Genomic DNA, 21,767 nt, shown 5'->3' with positions numbered 1-21,767 from the left:
AAGCCTGCCGGGGCACAGGGGCGGCCCGTTTCACACCCTGTCGCCCAGTGTCTGTTTCAGCATCTGGCGGGCCCGCGACACCCGGCTTTTCACCGTGCCGATATCGCATCCCAGAATCCCGGCCGCGCTCTGATAGCTTTCCTCCAGCACGACGACCAGCACGATGGTCTCGCGGTAATGCACCGGCAGCGCGTTCAGCGCCCGCGCCAGTTCGCGCATGCGCAGGGACCATTCCTGATCCGGCTGCACCACCAGCGTATCCGCCACGCAATCGGCGTCACCCGTCCGCTCCCGCGCGCGTCTGGCGCTGTTGGTGTAGAAGCGGTTGCGCAGAATGGTGAACAGCCAGGCCCGCAGATTGGTGCCGGGGGTGTAGCGGTGAATGTTTTCCAGTGCGCGTAGCAAGGTTTCCTGCACCAGATCGTCGGCATCGACGGCATTGCCACTCAGCGACCGCGCAAAGGCTCTCATGGCCGGAAGGTGGGACAGGATATCATCGGACATTGGCAATTGCTTCGGGTAACGGAAGAGAGGCCGGCGGGTCAGAAGGGTCAGCACACGACGGCCATGCGTCTGTCAGTCAATGCACGCGGCGCCATCAAGTTCCCTGCCCCTGGGGCCTTGCGTGGAAATTCAGGGTTGCGCCCGGAACATTCCCTGCGCGCGCCGGTTTAAGCGCCTGAGAAAGACCTGGGGGCGCACCAAGATGACAGATCACAAACTGACCCGCATCCGCCGCCGCGCGCGCGGCCGGATCGCCTCGGTAAACCAGCTTGATGCCGCCAGCCCCGGAAGCGACGCCCCCGGAGGCACCACCCCCGACGGCGAAAACCGCACCGACCTCACCCGCCAATCCGCCCGCACCGCCCAGGGCATGATCCTCTTCCTGATCATCCTCCTCACCCTCCTCACAGCGCTCTGGATTGTCCTGTAAAAACCCGGGACGATCAGCACGGAGACGCACCCTGAGGCACCGCGCGCGCCTGTCCGGTCTGAATGCTGCATCGCGGCCTGCGGCAGCACGCGCCGCCTTGACGAAACAGGCCCGGCTGATCCAGTCTGTGCAAGGCGGCGCAATTCCTCTACCTCAGTTCGGGCAGCATCCGGGTGCCTCCGGGATGTGCATGGAGAATGGACAGATGCAGGCTCTGATCGACTACGCGTCTTATATGCCGCACGGATATTGCCTGTTCTGGCAGCCTTGGCTGGTCTTTCTGTTTGCCGGGTCTGACCTGTTGATTTTCCTGTCTTATTCGGCCATTCCTTTCGCTCTTCTGCTGTTTCTGAAGCGCAGGCCCGATGTGCGCTATCGCGGCCTTGTGGTGCTTTTCGCCGCGTTCATCCTGCTCTGCGGTGTTGCGCATCTGGTCTCTATCGTCACGCTCTGGATTCCGGTCTATCCGTTGCACGGGCTGATCAAGCTGATCACGGGCATTGTCTCGGCAATCACGGCTCTTGTGCTGTTCTGGCTGGTGCCCCGGCTGGTTGCCATTCCCAGCCCGGAACAGCTTCAGCGGGCGAATGAAGAGCTGCGCAACGAGATTGCGGCGCATCAGCAAACGCTTGCATCCCTGCGTGAGGCGCAACGCACGCTGGAAGAGAAGGTTGACGAGCGCACGGCCGCGCTTGTCAAGGCAAACGACACGCTCGCCGTCATGACGCGCGAGGCCGTGCACCGCTCGAAAAACCTGCTGTCACTGGTCAGCTCGATCGCACGCCAGACCGCGCGCGACATGACCGATGTGGAAAGCTTCGTCGAGGCTTTTTCCGGCCGGATTATTGCCCTCGCGAACGCGGGCGCAGCGCTCATTCAGGGCGCCGACAATCAGGTCGCGGCGCTTGACGCGGTGGCGCGCCGGCAGCTTGAGCCCGCGCTTCTGACATTCGGTGACAGGGTGCGCATCGATGGCCCGCAGGTGGCGGTGGGGTCTGATGCGGCGCAGCAACTGGCGCTGGTGTTGCACGAACTCGCCACCAATGCCCAGAAGCATGGCGCGTTGCGTTCCCTGCCTGAAGCGGAGCCCGGCGAAGAGCCACGCGAACAGGGCAGGGTGGATATCGAATGGCGTGTCAGCGGCCCCGCCGACGACCAGATGCTGGCGCTGGAATGGCGGGAAACCGATGCACAGAAAGACGATTCTGCGCGGCCATCGCGCCCGGCCGGTGGTTTTGGTCAGGTCCTGCTCGACAGCGTGGTGCCAGCCATGCTGAGTGGTGCCGCCGAGAGGCACGAGATCGACGGCGGTTTCGTCTACCGGTTGACGGTGCCGGTCAGCGCGCTGGCACCGATATCGCCGGTCAGCATCAGTCCGGAGCAGGTTGACCGCATATGGTCAAGCGTCTGGCTGCAAGGGGAGCCCTCTGCCCCGGCGTGATGGCCCTGAACGCCACCCTTTGTCACGCGCGCTAATCGCCCCCCGTCAGGTCAGAAGATCGCGGAAGCCCGCGAAAGAGCGCGCTCGCGCCGGAGACCGGCTGGCCCAGAACGACAGAGGGGCGCAGCATGACCCAATCAAGATCGCGGGCCATCAGCGGCTTCTAGCCTTCCAGTTTGGTTCTGGAAAAGGGCGAATCCTGATGCTGGGTCACACCGATCGCCGGGAAAAATGGATCACCCTGCGCACCCCGGCCCTTGCGCAGACGGAAACAGCGGCGCTCAGGCCGGGGGGAGGAGATCAGGAATACGACAATTCCGCGTTCAGCCGGGGACGGCCGCATCATTCTTCCTCATCGTCGGTCGCACGGGCCGCGAGGCCGCCAAGAACCGCCCCGGCCACCATACCGGCCATCCCCAGAACCACCGAGCGCCCCGACAAAACCAGTTCCCAGCCCGGTGACAGCCTGCGCGGCAGAAGCCCGTAATCCAGCAGCGCGGCAATCGCGCCCATCACCATGCCATCCCTGACAATGCCCGTGGGGCTAGGCCGTCTGCGCTGAAGATGAGCCCCCAGCAGGCCGCCCCACATCAGCCCCGCGCCGATATTCGTGGCGCCGCCGATTCCGGTGTGCGTAAGGTCAGCCTCTGAAGACCGGCCCGCCTCATCGCCCCAAAGCCAGTGGCTAGACGCGTTGACAGGGCCAAGGGCCGGTCGCCCTTCGGCTTTCGCAAGCACCATGATCGCCGCCACTGACCCAAGGGCCGCGCCAGCGCCGCACAACAGCATGTACCGGGTTTGTCGCATGTTTGAACTCCTTGATGGTCCAACATGAACGGGCCGCATTTGTTCCATGGCGCAAGTTCATGCCTGCTGTCGGCCTCATGGGGAACCGCAACCGCGGGTTCCGCATTGATCCGTTGCAAAGTGAAGGATCCCGATATGAACAAAGAACCCAAACCGACCAGAGGCATGCCCCGCAGTCTGCTCTATGCGATGATACCGGGTGGTTTTCTGGTAATCATTCTTATCCTGTTCCTTACCGGGTTCTGGAGGCAGGAAGCGACCGACGAGATGCCTCCGGTGGTCGAGGAACCAGCGCCGGCGGTGGTGGAGTAATCTTCGCCCCGGCGCGGGTGCGCCGGGCCTGCCTGTGCCGGGCAGGGCAACCAGGGCGGGCGCTGTCGGTTTCACTCACAGTCGAGATGTCTTCGTCAGTAAAGGAGTTGGCATGGCGGCGCCCCGCAGTTTCTGGAAGGGTCATCTCAGGCTGTCGCTGGTGACCTGCCAGGTCACGATGGTTCCGGCGACCTCGACGCGGCGGAAACTGCGGTTTCACACGCTCAACCGCGTCACCGGCAACCGCGTGGAATCGCGCCATGTCGATGAGAAAACGGGCAAGCCCGTGCCCGATTCCAGCCAGCGCCGGGCCTATCCGCTTTCCGGGGACAACCTGATAATCCTTGAAGACAAGGAACTGGACGCCGTCGCACTGGACAGCTCCCGGATCATCGACATTGACCAGTTTGTCGCGCGCGGCGATATCCCATGGATCTGGCTGGAAAGGCCCTATTACCTGCTGCCCGATGCGAAGGTGGCGGAAGATGCGTATGGGGTGATCCGTGATGCGATGGCAGCGACGGGTACGGTGGGAATTGCGCGCCTCGTGCTGCACCGGCGCGAACGCGCGGTGATGCTGGCGCCGCGCGACAACGGGATCATGGTCTGGGCCCTGCGCTATGGCGACGAGGTGCGCGAGGCGGAAGACTATTTTGCCGATATCGACCCGACGAAACCAGCGCCCCGCGCCCGCAAACTGTTCAACGAGCTGGTGGGTGAACGCCTGACCGATTGGTCGCCCGACATGGTTCAGGACCCGGTGCAGAAACGGCTGAAGGCCATGATTGCCGCGCGCAAACGCAAGAGCCGCGCCAGTCCCGCCAAGGCCGGGGCAGCCCCGAAAGCCGGGCAGGAGAAGGCGGATAATATCGTCTCCATCACCGACGCCCTGCGCAAAAGCCTTGAGGCCGAGCGCAAGGGCAAGCGCTGAGGGATCAGCCGCGCCTGCGGGGCTTGCGGGCCTCAAGGGGTGCTGCGGCGTCGCGGAAACCGGCCCAGGGATCGCTTTCAAGAGCGCTCAGCCGTGCGCGGGCATTGGTGACGGTGAAATGGTCGGGGCCGATGGCGGGCCCCAGCTCTTCCCAGCCCAGCGGCATGGAGACCGTCGCCCCCTCCCGCGCACGCGTCGAATAGGGTGCAATCGCTGTGGCGCCGCGCCCGTTGCGCAGGTAATCGACATAGATACGGCCCTTGCGCGCCGATTTCGTCGATTTTGCGATGAACCGATCAGGGTTGTCGGCTTCCATCGCCTGAGCCAGATCACGCGCGAACCCCTTGACCGCATCCCAACCGGCGCGCGGCTGTAGCGGTGCCGCAACATGCAAGCCCTTGCCGCCGGTCGTCTTGACGAAGGCCGCCAGCCCGGCATCGCTCAGCCGCTGGCGCACCTCCTGCGCGGCGTCCAGCATGACCGGCCATTCCACGCCGTCGCCCGGGTCCAGATCAATGATCAGCTGATCCGGCTTTTCCAGCGCATCCGTCGCCGCCTGCCATGGGTGGATTTCCAGCGCACCGCCCTGCACGAGGCCAATCAGCCCGTCGAGCGTGTCGATGGCGATCAGGGTGGCGTCCTTGTCATCCTTCGGGTCGCGCAGGGTCAGGATTTCGCGGTTCATGCCGCGCCAGGCGTGTTTCTGAAAGAAGCAGCTTTTGGCAATCCCTTGCGGGCAGCGCAGCAGCGCCAGCGGACGGTTGATGACATGGGGCGCCATGAACCGCCAGACATCGGCATAGTAATGGGCAACCCCTTCCTTGGTGACCCCGGCCCCGGGCCAGTAAACGCGGTCAGGATGGGTCAGCTTCACGCGCGATACCGGGCGCGCCGGGGCCTTGCCCTGTGCGGTCTGTTCCTGCACAACCTCGCGCGCGGGCTTGTCTTCGCGCAGGCCCCGGAAAGCGGCGTGGCGCAGCATTCCCGCGCCCGTCCAGTCGCGGAACTCCACCTCGGCCACCAGTTCCGGCTTCACGAAAACCACGCCCCGCCGTGCGGCCGCGTCCAGCCTGCCGGAGAAGGGTGAGCGTTTTCGCTCCATCCTGCTCAACCGCCTGAACAGATCCTCGGCCACCTCCCGGCTGTAGCCGGTTCCGGCCCGGCCGACATGGCGCAATTTGCCGTCTTCATACACACCCAGCACCAGCGAGCCGATCGCACTGTCCGAGGTGGTTGCGGGCACATAGCCGCCGATCACCATTTCCTGGCGTTCCGCGCATTTGGACTTGATCCAGTCGCGCCCCCTGCCTGAACGGTATTTTTCCGCGACCCGCTTGGAGATCACCCCTTCAAGCCTGAGCCTGCAGGCATGACGCAGAACCATCTCGCCCTCGTCCTCGAAATGCTCACTGTAGCGCAGCGGGTCCGTGGTTTCAGAGAGCAGCGCCTGAAGGGCCTGCTTGCGCTCCAGCAGTGCCACGCCGCGCAGGTCGCGTCCGTCACGATACAGAAGATCGAAGGCGACATAGCGAAAGCGGTCATCGCGCCCGCCGCTGAGGTCGGCCTGCAACGCCGCAAAGTCCGAGGCCCCGCCGGCCCCCTCGACCACAATTTCCCCGTCGAGTATCGCCTGATCGACGGGGAGTGCGGCGAGCGCCTGCGCGACCGCGCTGCCAAAGCGCGCGGTCCAGTCCAGACCGCTGCGGGTCAGCAGGGTAACCTTGCCCGTGTCGATCCGGGCCTGAAGGCGATAGCCGTCGAACTTGATCTCATGCAGCCAGTCATCGCCGGTGGGCGCGTGCCGTCTGAGGGTGGCAAGCTGCGGTTCGATGAATTGCGGCAAGGCGGCCTTGCGCGCGCCCCTTGGCGCCGGGCCCGGTACCGGCGATGCCCCCGCGGCGACGCCGTCCAGCGTGCGCCCGGTCTTCACCGATTCCGGCCGCTCTGACAGGATGTCCGGGTCGCCCTTGGCGCGGGCATGTTCGTCCTCACTCTTGATCAGAAGCCAGTTTTCACGCTTCTCGCGCGGCTTGCGGGCCATCCGCACCAGATGCCAGCGCCCCGCCAGCTTTTCGCCGCTGAGGGAAAATTCCAGATGCCCCTTTTCCAGCCCCTTGAGGGGATCGCCCTCTGCCTCCCACGTGCCGCGATCCCAGACAAGAACCGTTCCGGCGCCATAATTCCCCGCCGGGATTGTCCCTTCAAAATCGCCGTAATCCAGCGGATGATCTTCCACCCGGACCGCAAGGCGCTTGTCCGCAGCAATCAGGCTGGGCCCGCGTGTCACCGCCCAGCTGGCCAGGGCGCCGCCGATCTGCAAGCGAAGGTCATAATGCAGGCGCCGCGCGTCATGCTTCTGAATGACAAAAGCATTGCCCGCCCCGGAACCTGCCTTGCCACCGGGTTCCGGCGTGTTGCCGAAGTCGCGCATCTTGCGATACGTCTGCAACGTCATTTCCTCACCCCTTCTTTCGCGCCGCCGCGCCGCCAGCGCCCGATTTTGCCGAACGGCGGGCGCGCTTCGGGGTGCCGGCGCTCTCGCGCAGGGCTTGCATCAGGTCGACCACCTCACCGCCGGTCTTGCGCTTCGGGGCTTCGATCGTGCCCCCTTCGGCCTTGGTTTTCACCAGCTCGGCCAGTGCGGCATCATAGCGGTCGTCGAACTTTGACGGGTCAAACTGCCCGCGCTTGGTGTCGATGATATGCTTGGCAAGATCCAGCATCTCGCCCTTGATGCGCTTGTCCGGAAGCGTTTTGAAAGCGTCACTGGCCGGAAGAATTTCATAATCGAAATGCAGCGTGTGGGCGAGAAGCCCGCAGCCGCGCGCCCGGATCAGAACCGTGCGCACGCGCCGGAACAGCACCGCGCGCGCCACTGCCGCAACATCAGCCTTGCGCATGCCTTCGCGCATGACGGCAAAGGCCTCTTCATCGGCTTCGCTGGCGGGTTTCAGGAAATAGGGTTTGTCAAAATAGGCGGTATCGACATCCTTGCAGGCCAGAAACGAGCCGATTTCGAGGGTTTTGTTCCCCTCGGGAACGGCTGCGGCGATGTCTTCGGGCTCCAGCAGAAGATAGCTGCCGCGTGACACTTCATAGCCCTTGGCTTGATCCTCACGCGCGACGGGCTTGCCGGTTTCTTCGTCAACATAGTCCCGGCGCACGCGGTTGCCGGTCTTGCGATTGACGATGTGAAAGCTGGTGCGGTCGGCGGTTGTGGCCGCAGCATAAAGGGCGACACCGCAGGAAAGTGCGCCGACGCTCAGTTGTCCCTTCCAGATCGCCCTTGGTGCCACAAAGCTTGCTCCTGTCCTGCCCAACAACCCGGTTGCGCGCCCAAGGTTCCCGCATGGCTGCGCTGCGCGCGCCCGTGCCGGTGCTGTGCGCAGGGTGCGTCCTGGCGGGGCTTGCCTATTTCCAGGCGTCGCCCAGCGTATCAGCCACCGTGACAAACGCATCCATGCAGGACTGCACGATCTGCGAGGGGCGGCTGCGCGGGGAGGTCAGCATCAGCGTGCGGAAATGCACCGCAGGCTCCATCCGGCGCAGTTCGATATAGCGCCCGTTATAGATCTCGGCGGTCATGGGGTTGACGATGCCCACCCCAACCCCGGCACGGATCATGGCGCAGACCGTCGAGGAAAAGGGCGTCTCGAACACCACGCGGGGCGCGACATTGCTGGCGGCAAACAGCTTTTCCGCTTCCTTGCGGGTGGTGTCCTCGGGGGCGAGGGCGATGAAATCCGCGCCATCGAGGTCTTCGATGCGGATCACCTCGCGCGCACAAAGCGGATGGCCCAGCGGCAGCCCGATCTTGGCGCGGGTGCGCAGAAAGGGGCGCCCATCGACGCCTGTCAGGTCAATCTCGTCAGCCGCCAGCCCAAAGTCGAATTCGCCCGAAAACACCAGATCGCGCACCACCGATGACATATGCGTCTGCATCGTCACCGCGATATCCGGATGGCGGGCGCGGAAGGCGGCAAAGGCCATGGGCGCCACGGTGGTGCTGTGCGCCGACAGGCACGCAAACCGCACCTGCCCCGCCCCGAAATCACGGATCCGCGCAGCGGCCGCTTTCAGGCGCGACATTCCCACAAAGCTTTTCTCCACCTCGCGGTGCAGCAACTGCCCCTCTGCCGTGGGCATCAGCCGCCCCTTGACCCGCTCGAACAGCGCAAAGCCCAGTTCGCGCTCAAGCTCCATGATCGCCTTGCTGGCCGAGGGCTGGGAGATCCGCAAAAGCTCTGCCCCGCGCGAAACGGTGCCTGAGGTCATCACGCTGTGGAAGATTTCCATTTGACGGGCATTCATCCGGTCCGCTGCCTTTTTCCGATGCAAAGCTATTCTCTGAGGGAATGGACTTATACAATATGAACATTGGACAGAATACACTACGATTTTCTACTCTCACGCATGACAAACACTTGCGAGAGTTTCATGCGCGATCAGACCCGCTGCGTCAGAGTGCCGACCATCAGCGACAAGGGCTATGCCTCGCTCGCTGTGCCCACTCACCGTGCCAGCACCATTCCCTTTCCCGATGCCGAGGCCTATCAGACCCGCAGTCAGCGCGGCCCGGACGGCTACAGCTACGGGCTGTCGGGCACGCCCACGAGCCGCGCGCTGGAGGCGCAGATCACGGCGCTGGAGGGCGGCGCGCGCACGGTGCTGCTGCCTTCGGGGCAGGGCGCGGTGATGATGTCGATCCTTGCGCTGGTCAGCGCGGGGGGGAGGTTGCTGCTGCCTGATTCCGTCTATCCCCCGGCGCGCGACCTTGCGCTGCATGATCTGGCGCGGTTCGGCATCATCACCGAATTCTATGACCCCTGCTCGCTTGCTGACCTTGAGACAAAGCTGGCCCCCGGCGCGCAAATGGTCTGGCTGGAATCGCCGGGATCGACCACCATGGAAATGCAGGATTTCCGTGCGATCGCCGATCTGGCGCATCGGCATGGCGCCTTGGTCGGCTGCGACAATACCTGGGCCAGCCCGCTCAATTTCAAACCGATCACGCATGGCGCCGATCTGGTTGTGGAGGCGCTGACCAAGTATTTCGGGGGCCATTCGGATGTGCTGATGGGCTCCATCACCACCGCTGACGATGCGACCGGCGCGGCGATCAAGCGCACCATGGGCCGCTTTGGCATCGGCGTTTCGCCCGATGACTGCGCGCTTGTCCTGCGCGGCATTCAGACGATGCATATACGGCTGCGGCACGTCGGTGCTGTGTCGCTCAGGCTGGCGGAATGGGCGCGCCAGCAGCCCGTGGTGGCCGGGGTGCTGCACCCTGCCTTGCCCGGCGCGCCGGGGCATGACCTGTGGAAGCGGGATTTCAGCGGCCCGAGCGGGGTTTTCAGCATTGTCTTCAACGATGCCGCCACGCCCCATCTTTACCCTGCGCTTGATCTGATGCGCAGCTTTGTCATCGGCGCCTCGTGGGGTGGCACGCGCAGCCTGCTGGCGCCGATGGATGTTTCCGGCAGCCGCAGCCTTGCAAGGCCCGGCGCGCCTGATGTCTATCTGCGGGTCAATATCGGACTGGAAGCCGAGGAAGACCTGCAGGCCGATCTGGAAACGCTTTGCACCGAACTGACAAAGCGATCCGGCACCTGATGCCCTGACGGCTGGCCGACAGCTGCAACCCCTGACAGGAGAGATCCATGTTTACCAGACGCTTCGTTCTTGCCGCCGGTCTTGCCGCCGGTACCTTCGCCTCCGGGCTTGCTGCCCATGCTGACACCGCATCCGAGCTGGCCGCGCGCCTGCCCGGCGGCACCGTCACCATCGGCATTCACAACCGCTCTCCCTGGGGTTTCCGTGACCTTGAGGGCGATGTGACCGGGTATCACCCTGATCTGGTGCGCGCGGCACTCGCGCCCCTCGGCATCGAGAATATCGAATTTGTCGTGTCGGAATTCGGCGCGCTTATCCCCGGGCTGAACGCCAACCGCTTTGACATGATCGCCTCAGGTATCGCCATCACGCCTGAGCGTTGCCAGCAGGTCATCTTTTCCGAGCCTGATCTGTCCGTCGGTGACGGGCTGGTGGTGCGCGCGGGCAATCCGATGAACATTCACTCTTATGCCGATATCGTTGCGAACCCCGGGATCATGCTGGCAGGCGGGCGCGGCACGCTGAACTCGCGCAATGCGATGGAGGCGGGTGTGCCGGAGGCGCAGATGCTACTGCTGCCCGAATCCAACGATCTGGTTTCCGCCGTGCTGGCCGGGCGCGCGCATGCCGCCACGCTGTCGGCGCCCTCGGTCGTCGGAATGCTGGCTGACCCCAATCTTGCCGGGCGCGGGCTTGAGCGGGCAGAGCCCTTCACCGGCCTTCTGCGCGAAGACGGAACCCCGGCGGCGATGTATACCGCCATCGCCTTCCGCCCCGAAGACACGGTGCTGCGTGATATCTATAACGAGAGCCTTGCAGAACTGATCGCTTCCGGCGCACTGCAAGAGATCATGGGGCGCTATGGCTTCACCGAGGCCGAGCTGCCGCCCAGCCGCACCACTGCGGATATCTGTGGCCAGTAACCCCTTACCCGTAAACCCTTAGCCCGCGAGGTTCTCGACATGACATTCGGACAGATCCTTGCGGGCATCTTTCAGGGCTTCGGGGTGACGGCCACGGTCACGGCCTATGGCCTGCTCTATGCCATTCCCTTCGCGTTCTTCGGCGGGGTGATGCAGCATTTCACCAACGGGCCGGTGCGCGCGCTGGTGACCATGCTGATCGAATTCTGGCGCTCATCGCCCGTCATCATCACGCTTTTCGTGCTGTACTACACGCTGCCCAGCTTCGGCATCACGCTTTCCGGCATCACGGTGGGGGCCATGGCGCTGGGGCTCAATATCGGCGGTTACGGCAGTCAGGCGGTGCGCGCAGCACTTCAGTCGCTTGACCGGGGGCAGGCCGAGGCCGGTCTGGCCCTTGGCATCCGCCGCTGGGAGGTGCTGGCGCTGATCGAACTGCCGCAGGCCTTTACGGCGATGCTGCCCAGCTTCATCAACCAGTTCATCCAGCTTGTGAAGGGCACAGCGCTTGTGTCGCTCATCACGCTGACCGACATGACCTTCCGCGCCAAGCAGCTTTCGCAGCTCAGCTATGATCCGGTCGGTACCTATACCGGCCTTCTGCTGGCCTATTTCATCGTCTGTTATCCGGCTACGGTGTTCGGGCGGCTTCTGGAACGCCGGGTGGCCGGGGGGCGCAGCCATGAATTTTGATATCGAGTTCGCGCTGGCGACGCTGCCCTATATCCTGCGCGGCCTCTGGACGACGATCTGGGTTGCCATCGCCGGGTCGCTGGGGGCCTCGCTTCTAGGCTTCAGCTTTGAGATTTTGCGCCGGACAGGGTGGGTCATGGGGCTGCTGATGCGCTTCGTGATTGATTTCATCCGCTCCACGCCGCTGCTGGTCCAGATCTATTTCCTGTACTATGTGCTGCCGTTCTATGGCGTGGTCCTGCCCGCGCTGGTGGTGGGGGTGCTGGCGCTGTCGGTCTATTACAGCGGCTATCTGGCCGAGGTGTTCAAGGCCGGGATCGATTCCATCCCGCGCGGCCAGACCGAAGCGGCGCAGGCGCTTGGGCTTACGGCTGCCGACACCATCCTGCGGGTGATCGCGCCGCAGATGCTGCGCAACATCGCCGCGCCGATGGGCAACTATTTCGTTTCGATCCTGAAGGCCACGCCCTATCTGGCGGTGATTGCCGTGCCCGAGATGCTGGGCGCCGCGCTTGATATCGGCTCTGACACGTTCCGCTATTCCGAACCGATGCTGATGGTCGGCGCGGTCTTCCTGATCCTTGCCGTTTCCATCGCCTGGGCGGTGCGCCAGCTGGAGCTGCGGCTGCTGGCCTCGGCGAAACGCTGATGGCGCGCCCCATGACACCGGAGTTCCCTTCCATGGCCACGACCGACACTGAATCTGCCGTCCGCATTGATGCCGTGAGCAAGTTTTTCGGCGGGTTTCAGGCCCTCAAGGGGGTCTCGCTTGATGTCCGCAAGGGGGAAAGGGTGGTGATCTGCGGCCCTTCGGGTTCAGGGAAGTCCACGCTGATCCGCTGCGTCAACCAGCTTGAAGCGCATGATGCCGGTACGATCACGGTCAATGGCCATGAGGTGGGGCCGCGCACCCGCAACCTGCACGAGGTGCGCCGCGATGTTGGCATAGTGTTTCAGCATTTCAACCTCTTTCCCCATCTCACGGTGCTGCGCAACTGCACCCTTGCCCTGACCCGCGCCCGCAAGATGCCCCGCGCCGAGGCAGAGGATATCGCGCGCCATTTTCTTGAGCGGGTGCGCATTCCTGAGCAGGCGCTGAAATACCCCGGCACACTGTCAGGCGGGCAGCAGCAGCGCGTGGCGATCGCGCGGGCGCTGTGCATGAACCCCAAGGTCATGCTGTTTGATGAACCCACCTCGGCGCTTGATCCTGAGATGATCAAGGAGGTGCTTGATGTGATGACCGACCTTGCGCAGGACAGCATGACCATGATCTGCGTCACCCATGAAATGGGGTTTGCGCGGCAGGTGGCGGACCGCGTGGTCTTCATGGACCGGGGCGAGATTGTCGAGGTGGCGCCACCCGAGGAATTTTTCCGCAACCCGCAGAATGACCGCAGCAGGCTGTTCCTCAGCCAGATCCTCTGAAAGGGTAATGCGATGACGAAAAGCATGGTCTGGTCGGGGCTTGATCTGGACGGCGAGGGCAAGCAGGCCGATTACCTGCGCATTCCCCATTCGGTCGATACTTCGGCCTATGGCTGGGTGCCGGTGCCGCTTATCCGCATCCGCAACGGCACCGGGCCCACGGCGCTGCTGTGCGCGGGCAATCATGGCGATGAATATGAGGGGCAGATCGCGCTGCTGGATCTTGCGCGCGAGATCGAGGCGAAGGATGTGCGCGGCTGCCTTCTGATCCTGCCCGGGCTGAACTATCCGGCGGTTGCCGCCGGGCGCCGCGTTTCACCGCTGGATGAGGGCAATCTCAACCGCAGCTTCCCCGGTCAGGCGCAGGGCACGCCAACCCAGATGCTTGCCCATTACATCACCGACATGCTTTTCCCGCGCGCTGATTTCGTGATCGACCTGCATTCAGGTGGCCGGTCGCTGGAATATGCCCATTGCGGGCTGGGCCATTATGGCAGGGGTGAGGAGACGGATACGAAAATCCGTGAACTGCTGGAGGTTTTCTCGGCACCCTGGAGCATTCTTACGCAAGGCGCCGGGGGCGGGGGCGATACTACGCTCTATGCGGCCGCCGCCGCGCGCGGCATTCCCGCAATCACGGCCGAGCTGGGCGGCGGCGCGCGGGTTGACCCGGTGGGCCTGCGCCATGCCGCTGACGGCACCCGGCGCGCGCTTGCCCATTGGGGTATCTGGACTGCGCCCGATCTGCGCACACCTGAAACCCCAACGCGCCTTGCCCGCACGCTGCCGCGCCCCACCTCACTTTATGCCATGCACAGCGGCCTCTTTGAGCCGTTTTGTCAGCCGGGAGAGGCCGTTCAGGCCGGTCAACCCGCCGGGCGCCTGCATCATCATGAGCAGCCCTTGCTGCCGCCCACCGCGCTGCAATTTTCAGCCAGCGGCGTCATCTCCTGCCGGCGCGCGCTTGCCCATACGCGGCTGGGCGACTGCCTTTATCATCTGGCCGAGCTGCTCTGACGTGCCCGTTGGGCCGGCGGATCACGGCCCCGCTGGCGCTTGACAACGCCAGCCTGACGCAGGATGTTCGCGCCCGAACGGTTCCCCCGGGATGAAAAGGGAACCCGGTGCCGCGTGTGACAGCGCGAAATCCGGGACTGCCCCCGCAACTGTAAGCGGCCGTTCCGAACCTGTCGCCCTTTGAGGCGAAGCCACTGCATCCGTGATGCGGGAAGGCGGTATCGGAACCATGGCCGCAAGTCAGGAGACCTGCCGTTCCGGCCCCGCGAAGACGCGGGTCTGAAACCTTCATGACCCACCGGACGGGGCGTCCGGGAAAGGAACGTCAATGTCTCAGATATCCTGCGGCCCCCGCCGCGCGCTTGGCATGTTTGCAGCGGCGCTGTTCGCCATGCCCGTTACCCAGGTTCTTGCACAGGCAACCGACTATCCCGTTGAAATCAGCAACTGCCAGCGCGAGATCCGCTTTGAGCGCAGCCCTGAGCGCGCTGTTCTGATCGGGCAGGGCACAACCGAGATCATGCTCTCGCTCGGACTGGCAGAGCGCATTGTCGGCACCGGGATCTGGCTGGCCCCGCTGCCCGAGGCGCTGGCCGAGGCCGGTGCATCCCTGCCAAGGCTCGCTGACAATTCCCCCAGTTTTGAGGCGGTGCTGGGCACCCGGCCTGATTTTGTGGCGGCGCAATGGATCAACGATATCGCGCCTGAGCAGGCCCGCGTCGGCACGTTCCGGCAGTTCGGTGATTTTGGCATCCCCGCCTATGTCTCACCCGCCGAATGCGCGAAAAGCGATTTCAGCGCGGGCAGCGGCGATGGTGCGCGGTCGCAGGCATGGACCATGGACCTGCTGAACCGTGAAATCGAAGAGCTGGCCACCATCTTTGACGCGCAGCCTGCCGGTCAGGCGCTGATCGCTGACAATGCCGCCCGGATCGAGGCCGCCACCGGCCATGCCGGGGCGCTGCAGGCGCGCGATGTGAGCGTGCTTTACTGGTTCTCCTCCCCGCAGGTGGATGGCGAGGCTTATGTCGCCGGGCGTTTTGGCGCCCCGGCGTGGATTTCCTCTGTGGTGGGCGTGCGCAATGTCATCACCTCAGACGAGGAATGGCCCCTTGTGGGGTGGGAGACGATCATCGGCCTTGACCCCGATGTGATCGTGCTGGGCTCAATGGACCGGCGCAGGCTGCCCGCCGACGACATCGCCGCCAAGCTGGCGTTTCTGGAGAATGACCCGGTGGCGCGCCAGTTGCGGGCGGTGCGTAACGGCCATCTTATCGAGATGTCGGCGCATTCGATGAACCCGACATTGCGCGCGGTGGACGGTGTTGAAACGCTTGCAAACGGGTTGCGTGAGCACGGTCTGACACGGTGACATACCTGTCCCGGGCGGCCCCCCGCCCCGGTGCCCGGCCCGGCAGCGTGCTGGGGCTGGGCGCCTTCGTCCTGCTGTCAACCGTCGCTTTGCTGGCCGCTGCGGCGGGTGCGATCCTGCTGGGCGAAATTCCGGTGACGGTGCAGGACGTTGCCGCAACGCTTGGCAACCGGCTTCTGGGCCTCGGTCTGGCTGTCGATCCGATTCATGAGGGGATCATCTGGCATTACCGCCTCAGCCGGGCCGCGGTGGCGGGCTGTGCGGGTGCCTCGCTGGCGATCTGTGGCGCGGTGTTGCAGGCGCTGCTGCGCAACCCGCTGGCAGAGCCCTATCTGCTGGGGATATCGGCGGGGGCCTCTACCGGGGCGGTGATGATCATGGTGCTGGGCATCGGGGCCGGGGCGCTGACCGTGCCGTTCGGCGCTTTCGCCGGGGCTGGCCTTGCCTTTGGCTTTGTTGCTGTTCTTGCCTTCGGGGCGGGTGGCGGGACCGAGCGGATCATTCTGGCAGGCATCGCCGGGTCGCAATTGTTCAACGCCGCGACCTCGTTCATCGTCACTTCGTCGGCCAGTGCCGAACAGACCCGTGGGATCATGTTCTGGCTGCTGGGCAGCCTTGGCGGGGTGCGCTGGCCGGATGTGGGGCTGGCATTCCCGGTCATGCTGTTCGGGCTGGCGGTGGCGCTTTACCGGGCGCGCGCGCTGGATGCCTTTGCCTTTGGCGAGGATGCGGCGGCCTCGCTGGGTGTCAATGTGGCCCGGGTCAGGGTTGAGCTGTTCGCGCTGACCGCCCTGCTGACGGCGACGGTGGTCAGCATTGTGGGGGCGGTGGGCTTTGTCGGGCTGGTCATTCCGCATGCGGTGCGTTTCATCGTGGGGCCGTCGCATGGCCGCCTGATTCTGGGTTCGGCGCTTGCCGGCGGGGTTTTCATGGTCGCCGCCGATGTGCTGTCGCGTCTTGTGTTGCCGGGGCAGGTGCTGCCGATCGGGGTGATCACCGCGCTGTTCGGCGCACCGGCCTTTGCCTTCATCCTGTGGCGCTCACGGAGGGGAAGATGACCCTGCGCGCCGAGAATGTGTCATGGACGACCGGCGGCAATGCCATCGTGCGCGGTGTCACGTTGCGCCTGCCGGACAAGGGGGTGCTGGGGCTGGTGGGGCCGAACGGCTCGGGCAAGTCCAGCCTGTTGCGGCTGCTGGCCGGGCTGCGCCGTGGCACCGGCGGCGCGGTTTATGTGGATGATCAGCCCATCGCGCACATCCGCCGCCCCGAGATAGCGCGCCGCCTTGCGCTGGTTGAACAGCAGGCGATGACCGAGGTGGCGCTGACCGCGCGCGAGGTGGTGGCGCTGGGGCGGTTGCCGCAGCGCAATGCATGGGCGGGCTGGTCAGAGCGCGACGAGGCTGCGGTGACACTGGCGCTGCAGCGCACGGGAATGACGCACCGCGCCGCACAGCACTGGGCAACCCTGTCCGGCGGTGAGCGTCAGCGGATACAGATTGCCCGCGCCCTGGCGCAGGAGCCGCGCGAGCTGTTGCTGGATGAGCCGACCAACCATCTGGATATCCGCCATCAGCTTGACCTGATGCGGCTGTTGCCCAGGCTGGGAACGCGCATTGTGGTGGCGCTTCATGACCTCAATCAGGCCGCTGCCTTCTGCGATGAGATCGCGGTGATGCATGAGGGGCGGCTGGTGGCGCAGGGGGCCCCTTGCGCGGTGCTGGACGCGGCGCTTATCCGCACGGTTTTTGCGGTGGAGGCGACCATTCAGAACGGCCCTGACGGCCCGAGGATTGCGTTCTTCTGAGGGGGAACGCATGGCCGCGCATGGTTCTGATGGCCAGCGCGGCCTCTGTGTCCGTTCTCAAAAGCCCCGCAATCATGCCGCAGGGCCCCTGCGCTTCTTCACTCTGCCGTCGCCCGGTGGCAGGCAGTGGTTCAGTGGCTGACGCCGCTGCCGCCGGTCACGGTGATGTTGAAGGGCAACCCCTCGACGGCGATGGTGCCGGTCTCTTCCAGTGTCTCGGTGGAGATGCGGCGGATCAGGCCCGCGTTGGGGTCGGTCATGACAATCTCATCCCCGGCCATGGCAAGGCGCGGGCGCGGGTCATTCCAGTGGCCGTCCATCGAATAGGGTTCGGTGACCTTGGCACTGGCGGTGATCTGCGCCTGCAACAGGTCGATGCGGTGCAGCGTTCCGTCAGCGGTCAGCACATAACCTTGGGCCGGATGCACCGGGTCCAGCGCGAAATCGACGCGGCGGAAGGACAGCGCGATATGCTGGAAATGCGGCGCATCGACCGGGTCAATGACAACCAGCCCGTCACCGCCGTAATTGCCAAGGAACACCTGCATGCCGGTGGACCCTAGAAGCGTGCCGGTGGTCACGCCCTGCGGCAGGTCGTCAGGATAGGCGAGCATGCGGAACTCCGCCCCGTCCGCCCCGGTTGTCGCGGTCAGCACACCCTCGGCGCAGCCAGCGGCAAGATAGGCGCCCGAGAAGGCCTCGCCATGGATGCCGGTGCAGGTGGCCAGATCGCTGGCCGGGGTGCCGTCGGCATTGAAGGCCTGAAGGCCAAGGCGCGGCACCGAGGCGCCGTCGGCAACCTCGGCGTCGGAGGCGACGCTGGACAGCCAGATGTTGCCCAGCGGTGCCACGAAGCCATGATGCGCGCGCGACTGGGTGAAGCGCGTCACCTCGACCTCGCCATGTGAAAGGTGGTGGCTGTCGATGATCTCGGCATAGCCGCCCAGATCATAGTTGATCACCACATGCCCGCCGTGATCGACCACATGGAAGGGGCGCGGCCCGGTGAGCGTGGTGGCGATTGCGGCGGGGTCGGAAACCTCGATATCCGAATGGTCGCCGTGGTCATGGAATTCGATGCCGCTGGTGAAGAAACTGACCGCGTCATCGTCAGACTGAACCGCCGCGACAACCGCGCCATTGGCAACGCTGTAGAGCCTTGCCTGCCCGGTGGTGTCGAATGTCCAGCGGGTGTCAGGTTCGCTCAGGTCAAAGGCGGTGACGCGCGGCGCGGCATGATCACCGACGAACACGCGATAGAGCGTTACATCATCATGAGCGAAAGCGGCGCTGCCCGCGATCAGCGCCAGTGCGCTTCCTGTTGCGAGTGTTCTGAACATGGTCTTTTCCTTACTGCGTTTCGAAAGGGAGCGGTGGGCTGGCGGATTGCTGGCGCGAGAATGAGGGCATGCGGATACCCCGGGGCGATTCCGAGAAGTTATGTTATTACATTACTTGTGCTGGACGGCAAGACCGGCAGGCGCCGCCACGGGTGCGCGCCACGTCCTTCCCGGGTGATGCTGGACAATGGCGCATGGGCATCGTTTGATGCAGGCCGATGACGGACACGGCAGAACGCATATTCATGAGGGCCTAAATGACACGCAGCAACCTTGAACTCAGATCGACAATCACCGCCGACGGGATGCTGCGGCTAACCCTTGAGAGCGTGCCGCTTCCCGCGCCTGGCAAGGGCGAGCTGCTGGTCCGGATAGAGGCCGCGCCGGTCAACCCCTCTGATCTGGGCCTGCTGTTCGGCCCTGCCGACATGACCACCCTGACGGCGGGCGGCAGTGCGGATGCGCCCGTGCTGAGCGCGCAGGTTCCGCCCCGGGGCCTTGCCGCTGTGCGCGCCCGTGTTGGCCAGTCCATGCCGGTGGGCAATGAGGGCGCGGGCCTTGTGGTTGAGGCCGGGCCTGAGCTTCAGCATCTGGTCGGCAAGCGCGTCGCCATGATCGGGGGTGCCATGTATGCGCAGTTCAGGCTGGTCGCCGCTGAGGCCTGCATCGTCCTGCCCGAGGGTGCCACCGCCGAGCAGGGTGCGGCGCTGTTCGTCAACCCGCTGACCGCGCTTGGCTTTGTCGAGACGATGCGCGCTGAGGGGCACACCGCCATCGTCCACGCACCCGCCGCGTCAAACCTTGGGCAGATGCTGGTGAAGATCTGCAAGGATGACGGGATCGGGCTGGTCAACATCGTGCGCAGCCCGCAGCAGGCCGAGCTTCTGCGCGGGATCGGTGCCACGCATGTGGTGGACAGCAGCGCCAGCGACTTCGCGCAGGCGCTGGAGCAGGCGATCAGCGAGACCGGCGCGACGCTGGGCTTTGACGCTATCGGCGGGGGCGAGATGACCAGCATGATGCTGAACGCCATGGAGGCGGTGGCGCTGCGGCGTATGGAGAGCTACGACCGCTACGGCTCAACCACCATGAAGCAGGTGTATATCTATGGCACGCTCGACAATGCGCCAACAGTCCTGAAGCGCGGTTTCGGGTTCAGCTGGCGGGTGGGCGGCTGGCTGCTGTTCCACTTCCTGAGCCGCGCGGACCCGTCGGTCGCCAGGCGGATGCGGGAGCGTGTGGTTACGGAAATGACGACGACCTTTGCCAGCCATTATACCGCCACCGTCAGCCTGAGGGATGTGCTGACCCCGGAAGTTGCGCTTGCCTGCCAACGCAAGGCGACGGGCGCCAAGTATCTGATCGTTCCGGGCGGGGAGTGATCGGCGCCCCGGTCGGGCGTATAAATGAAAGGGGCGCCGGGTTCTGACCCGGCACCCCTTTGGCGTTCTCGCTGCTGCCTGCGATCAGTCGATCTGGATCTGCGCCGCGTCGATGATCGTTATGTATTTCTCGTTCTCATCGGCCACGAACTGAGCGATCTCTGCAGGGCCGTAGCCGCCGAGTGACATCTGCCCGTTGCTTTCCATATAGGTCACCAGTCGCTCGGATTGCAGAACGCTCTCCATCGCCGCAGACAGCCTTTCCACGATTTCCGCAGGTGTGTCGCGCGGCACCGAGAACAGGGTCCAGCCCACGTTCACAGCGTCAGGATACCCGGCTTCGCCCACGCTGGGCACATCGGGGAAGCGCGGGTGCCGTTCTGCGCCGGTCGTGGCAAGAACCTTGAGCTGGCCTGCGTCGATATAGGGGGCGAGGACTGCCGAGTAGTCGAACGACAGATCAATCACACCGGAAATCAGATCAGCCACCTGATTGCCGCCTGTGCGGTAGGGGATATGATCCATGCTGGCGCCGGTCGCAAATTTGAACAGCTCACCCGCCAGGTGCTGCGCCGTGCCGATCCCCGGGGAGCCGAAGTTCAGCGTGTCAGGGTTCTCAGCGGCAAAGGCGACAAGTTCCGCGACCGTATCGTAGGGTGCATCGCTGGGAACCACCAGAACCTGGCTGGAGGCCGAGATACCGCGGACATGGGTCAGGGCGGTGAGGGGGTCATAGCGCACCTGATCAGGCGTCAGCGAGGGCAGTATCGCAAGCGGCCCCGACGAGGCATAGAGCAGCGTGTAGCCGTCATTATCGGCGGCGATCACGCTTTCGGTGCCCACCAGCCCGCCGGCGCCCGGCCGGTTTTCGACGATCACGGGCTGGCCCAGTTCGCCCGAAAGCGGCTCTGCCAGCAGCCTTGCCATCGTATCCGTCACGCCGCCCGCGCCGAAGGGCACCACCAGCGTGATGGCCCTTTCGGGATAGGCTGATTGCGCCGATGCGGTGCCGAACTGGGCCACGGCTGCGGCCGCGATGAGAAATGTGAAAATTCTGTTCATGGCTTCCTCCAAAGCACTGGTGCGTCAGGCCGATGGACTCGCTGCCGCCCGGACGACCGGTCGGTTATATACATATATGATGAAATCCAACAAGAAATTTGTGGAATCGTTGTTTATCAGCTAGTTCCGAGGTGAAGATGGCGTGCAATGAACCTCGACTCACGTTTGTTCATGTGTTAAAGACCGGGCGGTCGGTCTGTGGTGGGAGCCTCGGAGAGACCGATCTTCACAGGGGAGGAGTGTCATGAAAGACATCCTGGGCGGCGCGGTGCTGGCCATCGCGGGGCTTGCCTTCGCGGTTTATGCTGGCGCGGAACTGAGCCTTGGCAGTTTCAGGCGAATGGGTCCGGGCATGTTCCCGCTGATTCTGGGTATCACTCTTGCTGGCTTTGGCATGGTGCAACTGCTGCTGGGCGTTGCCGCATGGCGCAGCCAGAGCGATCAGGGCGAACTGGCCTTGCCCCGGCTGCCCGTCAGGCCCCTTGCCATGGTGCTGCTGGCCGTCATCGCGTTCGGATTGCTGATCCGGGTTCTGGGGCTGGTCCCGGCGATTTTCGTTACCGTCATCCTCGCCACTTTCGCCGACCGCGCGCTGTCGCTGATCGGCGCGGTGGTTCTTGCCACATGCATGTCGGTTCTGTGCTGGCTCATCTTCATCGTCGGACTGAACCTGCCGATCCAAGCTTTCCGCTTCTGAGGGTGCGC

Annotated in this window: 23 protein-coding genes and 1 riboswitch; of the genes, 15 read left to right on the top strand and 8 right to left on the bottom strand. The window is 64.5% G+C overall.

What is annotated here, in order from left to right; genetic code table 11:
- Window positions 1-30: 30 nt before the first annotated feature.
- Complete coding sequence (locus tag V7Q53_RS02300) at window positions 31-504, bottom strand: sigma-70 family RNA polymerase sigma factor (RefSeq protein WP_333826754.1); 474 nt, start codon at window positions 502-504, stop codon at window positions 31-33.
- 202 nt (window positions 505-706) lie between these two features.
- Here V7Q53_RS02300 and V7Q53_RS02295 point away from each other — a divergent pair, with 202 nt between their 5' ends.
- Both V7Q53_RS02295 and V7Q53_RS02290 read left to right on the top strand, forming a co-directional pair.
- A complete protein-coding gene (locus V7Q53_RS02295; RefSeq protein WP_333826753.1) occupies window positions 707-934 on the top strand; it encodes a hypothetical protein in 228 nt (75 codons plus the stop codon).
- Window positions 935-1,139: 205 nt separating this feature from the next.
- Window positions 1,140-2,375: a sensor histidine kinase gene (locus V7Q53_RS02290; protein ID WP_333826752.1), complete on the top strand. Its 1,236-nt coding sequence runs from the start codon at window positions 1,140-1,142 to the stop codon at window positions 2,373-2,375.
- A 31-nt stretch (window positions 2,376-2,406) separates the two neighbouring features.
- Here V7Q53_RS02290 and V7Q53_RS02285 read toward each other — a convergent pair whose 3' ends face one another.
- Window positions 2,407-2,529: a hypothetical protein gene (locus V7Q53_RS02285; RefSeq protein ID WP_333826751.1), complete on the bottom strand. Its 123-nt coding sequence runs from the start codon at window positions 2,527-2,529 to the stop codon at window positions 2,407-2,409.
- 188 nt (window positions 2,530-2,717) lie between these two features.
- Window positions 2,718-3,182, bottom strand: coding sequence for a hypothetical protein (locus tag V7Q53_RS02280; RefSeq protein ID WP_333826750.1), 465 nt, complete (start codon window positions 3,180-3,182; stop codon window positions 2,718-2,720).
- A 135-nt stretch (window positions 3,183-3,317) separates the two neighbouring features.
- Between V7Q53_RS02280 and V7Q53_RS02275 the strand changes: the two genes are divergently transcribed.
- Window positions 3,318-3,494 carry a nicotinate phosphoribosyltransferase gene (locus tag V7Q53_RS02275; protein WP_333826749.1) on the top strand — a complete coding sequence of 59 codons (177 nt, stop codon included), beginning with the start codon at window positions 3,318-3,320 and terminating at the stop codon, window positions 3,492-3,494.
- A 112-nt stretch (window positions 3,495-3,606) separates the two neighbouring features.
- On the top strand, window positions 3,607-4,425 hold the full coding sequence (ku, locus tag V7Q53_RS02270) for a non-homologous end joining protein Ku (RefSeq protein ID WP_333826748.1): 819 nt from the start codon (window positions 3,607-3,609) through the stop codon (window positions 4,423-4,425).
- A 4-nt stretch (window positions 4,426-4,429) separates the two neighbouring features.
- Here ku (V7Q53_RS02270) and ligD read toward each other — a convergent pair whose 3' ends face one another.
- From ligD to V7Q53_RS02255, 3 genes are all read right to left on the bottom strand, one after another.
- A complete protein-coding gene (gene ligD / locus V7Q53_RS02265; protein WP_333826747.1) occupies window positions 4,430-6,880 on the bottom strand; it encodes a DNA ligase D in 2,451 nt (816 codons plus the stop codon).
- Between the two features lie 4 nt (window positions 6,881-6,884).
- On the bottom strand, window positions 6,885-7,721 hold the full coding sequence (gene ku, locus V7Q53_RS02260; RefSeq protein ID WP_333826746.1) for a non-homologous end joining protein Ku: 837 nt from the start codon (window positions 7,719-7,721) through the stop codon (window positions 6,885-6,887).
- Between the two features lie 115 nt (window positions 7,722-7,836).
- Complete coding sequence (locus V7Q53_RS02255; protein WP_333826745.1) at window positions 7,837-8,736, bottom strand: LysR substrate-binding domain-containing protein; 900 nt, start codon at window positions 8,734-8,736, stop codon at window positions 7,837-7,839.
- A gap of 126 nt (window positions 8,737-8,862) precedes the next feature.
- Between V7Q53_RS02255 and V7Q53_RS02250 the strand changes: the two genes are divergently transcribed.
- From V7Q53_RS02250 to V7Q53_RS02210, 9 genes are all read left to right on the top strand, one after another.
- Window positions 8,863-10,038, top strand: a complete 1,176-nt coding sequence (locus V7Q53_RS02250; protein WP_333826744.1) for a trans-sulfuration enzyme family protein — start codon at window positions 8,863-8,865, stop codon at window positions 10,036-10,038.
- Between the two features lie 47 nt (window positions 10,039-10,085).
- Window positions 10,086-10,961 carry an ectoine/hydroxyectoine ABC transporter substrate-binding protein EhuB gene (gene ehuB, locus V7Q53_RS02245; protein ID WP_333826743.1) on the top strand — a complete coding sequence of 292 codons (876 nt, stop codon included), beginning with the start codon at window positions 10,086-10,088 and terminating at the stop codon, window positions 10,959-10,961.
- 39 nt (window positions 10,962-11,000) lie between these two features.
- Entirely contained in the window at window positions 11,001-11,654 is a 654-nt protein-coding gene (locus V7Q53_RS02240; protein WP_333826742.1) for an amino acid ABC transporter permease, read from the top strand.
- Window positions 11,644-12,303, top strand: coding sequence for an ectoine/hydroxyectoine ABC transporter permease subunit EhuD (ehuD, locus tag V7Q53_RS02235; RefSeq protein WP_333826741.1), 660 nt, complete (start codon window positions 11,644-11,646; stop codon window positions 12,301-12,303). Before V7Q53_RS02240 ends, ehuD begins: the two co-directional genes overlap by 11 nt.
- 32 nt (window positions 12,304-12,335) lie before the next feature.
- On the top strand, window positions 12,336-13,082 hold the full coding sequence (locus V7Q53_RS02230) for an amino acid ABC transporter ATP-binding protein (RefSeq protein WP_333826740.1): 747 nt from the start codon (window positions 12,336-12,338) through the stop codon (window positions 13,080-13,082).
- A gap of 12 nt (window positions 13,083-13,094) precedes the next feature.
- Window positions 13,095-14,099, top strand: a complete 1,005-nt coding sequence (locus V7Q53_RS02225) for a succinylglutamate desuccinylase/aspartoacylase family protein (RefSeq protein ID WP_333826739.1) — start codon at window positions 13,095-13,097, stop codon at window positions 14,097-14,099.
- A gap of 61 nt (window positions 14,100-14,160) precedes the next feature.
- Window positions 14,161-14,370: riboswitch (cobalamin riboswitch) on the top strand.
- 57 nt (window positions 14,371-14,427) lie between these two features.
- The gene (locus tag V7Q53_RS02220) at window positions 14,428-15,471 is read left to right on the top strand and encodes an ABC transporter substrate-binding protein (protein ID WP_333826738.1); all 1,044 of its coding nucleotides are present in this window, start codon (window positions 14,428-14,430) and stop codon (window positions 15,469-15,471) included.
- A gap of 5 nt (window positions 15,472-15,476) precedes the next feature.
- Window positions 15,477-16,529: a FecCD family ABC transporter permease gene (locus V7Q53_RS02215; RefSeq protein WP_442954405.1), complete on the top strand. Its 1,053-nt coding sequence runs from the start codon at window positions 15,477-15,479 to the stop codon at window positions 16,527-16,529.
- Complete coding sequence (locus tag V7Q53_RS02210) at window positions 16,526-17,278, top strand: ABC transporter ATP-binding protein (RefSeq protein WP_333826737.1); 753 nt, start codon at window positions 16,526-16,528, stop codon at window positions 17,276-17,278. Before V7Q53_RS02215 ends, V7Q53_RS02210 begins: the two co-directional genes overlap by 4 nt.
- A gap of 131 nt (window positions 17,279-17,409) precedes the next feature.
- Here the strand turns inward: V7Q53_RS02210 and V7Q53_RS02205 are convergent, their stop codons facing one another.
- Window positions 17,410-18,618 (bottom strand): hypothetical protein, encoded by a 1,209-nt coding sequence (locus V7Q53_RS02205; RefSeq protein ID WP_333826736.1) that lies wholly within the window; start codon window positions 18,616-18,618, stop codon window positions 17,410-17,412.
- 257 nt (window positions 18,619-18,875) lie between these two features.
- On the opposite strand from V7Q53_RS02205, the gene V7Q53_RS02200 reads away from it, so the two are divergent.
- Complete coding sequence (locus V7Q53_RS02200; protein ID WP_333826735.1) at window positions 18,876-20,000, top strand: zinc-binding dehydrogenase; 1,125 nt, start codon at window positions 18,876-18,878, stop codon at window positions 19,998-20,000.
- An 84-nt stretch (window positions 20,001-20,084) separates the two neighbouring features.
- On the opposite strand, the gene V7Q53_RS02195 is transcribed toward V7Q53_RS02200, so the two are convergent.
- Window positions 20,085-21,062, bottom strand: a complete 978-nt coding sequence (locus V7Q53_RS02195) for a Bug family tripartite tricarboxylate transporter substrate binding protein (protein WP_333826734.1) — start codon at window positions 21,060-21,062, stop codon at window positions 20,085-20,087.
- 244 nt (window positions 21,063-21,306) lie between these two features.
- Between V7Q53_RS02195 and V7Q53_RS02190 the strand changes: the two genes are divergently transcribed.
- Window positions 21,307-21,759, top strand: coding sequence for a tripartite tricarboxylate transporter TctB family protein (locus V7Q53_RS02190; RefSeq protein WP_333826733.1), 453 nt, complete (start codon window positions 21,307-21,309; stop codon window positions 21,757-21,759).
- Window positions 21,760-21,767: the final 8 nt, after the last annotated feature.

This window comes from Pararhodobacter sp., from assembly GCF_036802785.1.
Lineage (GTDB): Bacteria > Pseudomonadota > Alphaproteobacteria > Rhodobacterales > Rhodobacteraceae > Pararhodobacter.
Note: the sequence above shows the minus strand (reverse complement) of the source record. Positions and strands in the feature narration are given on the sequence as shown.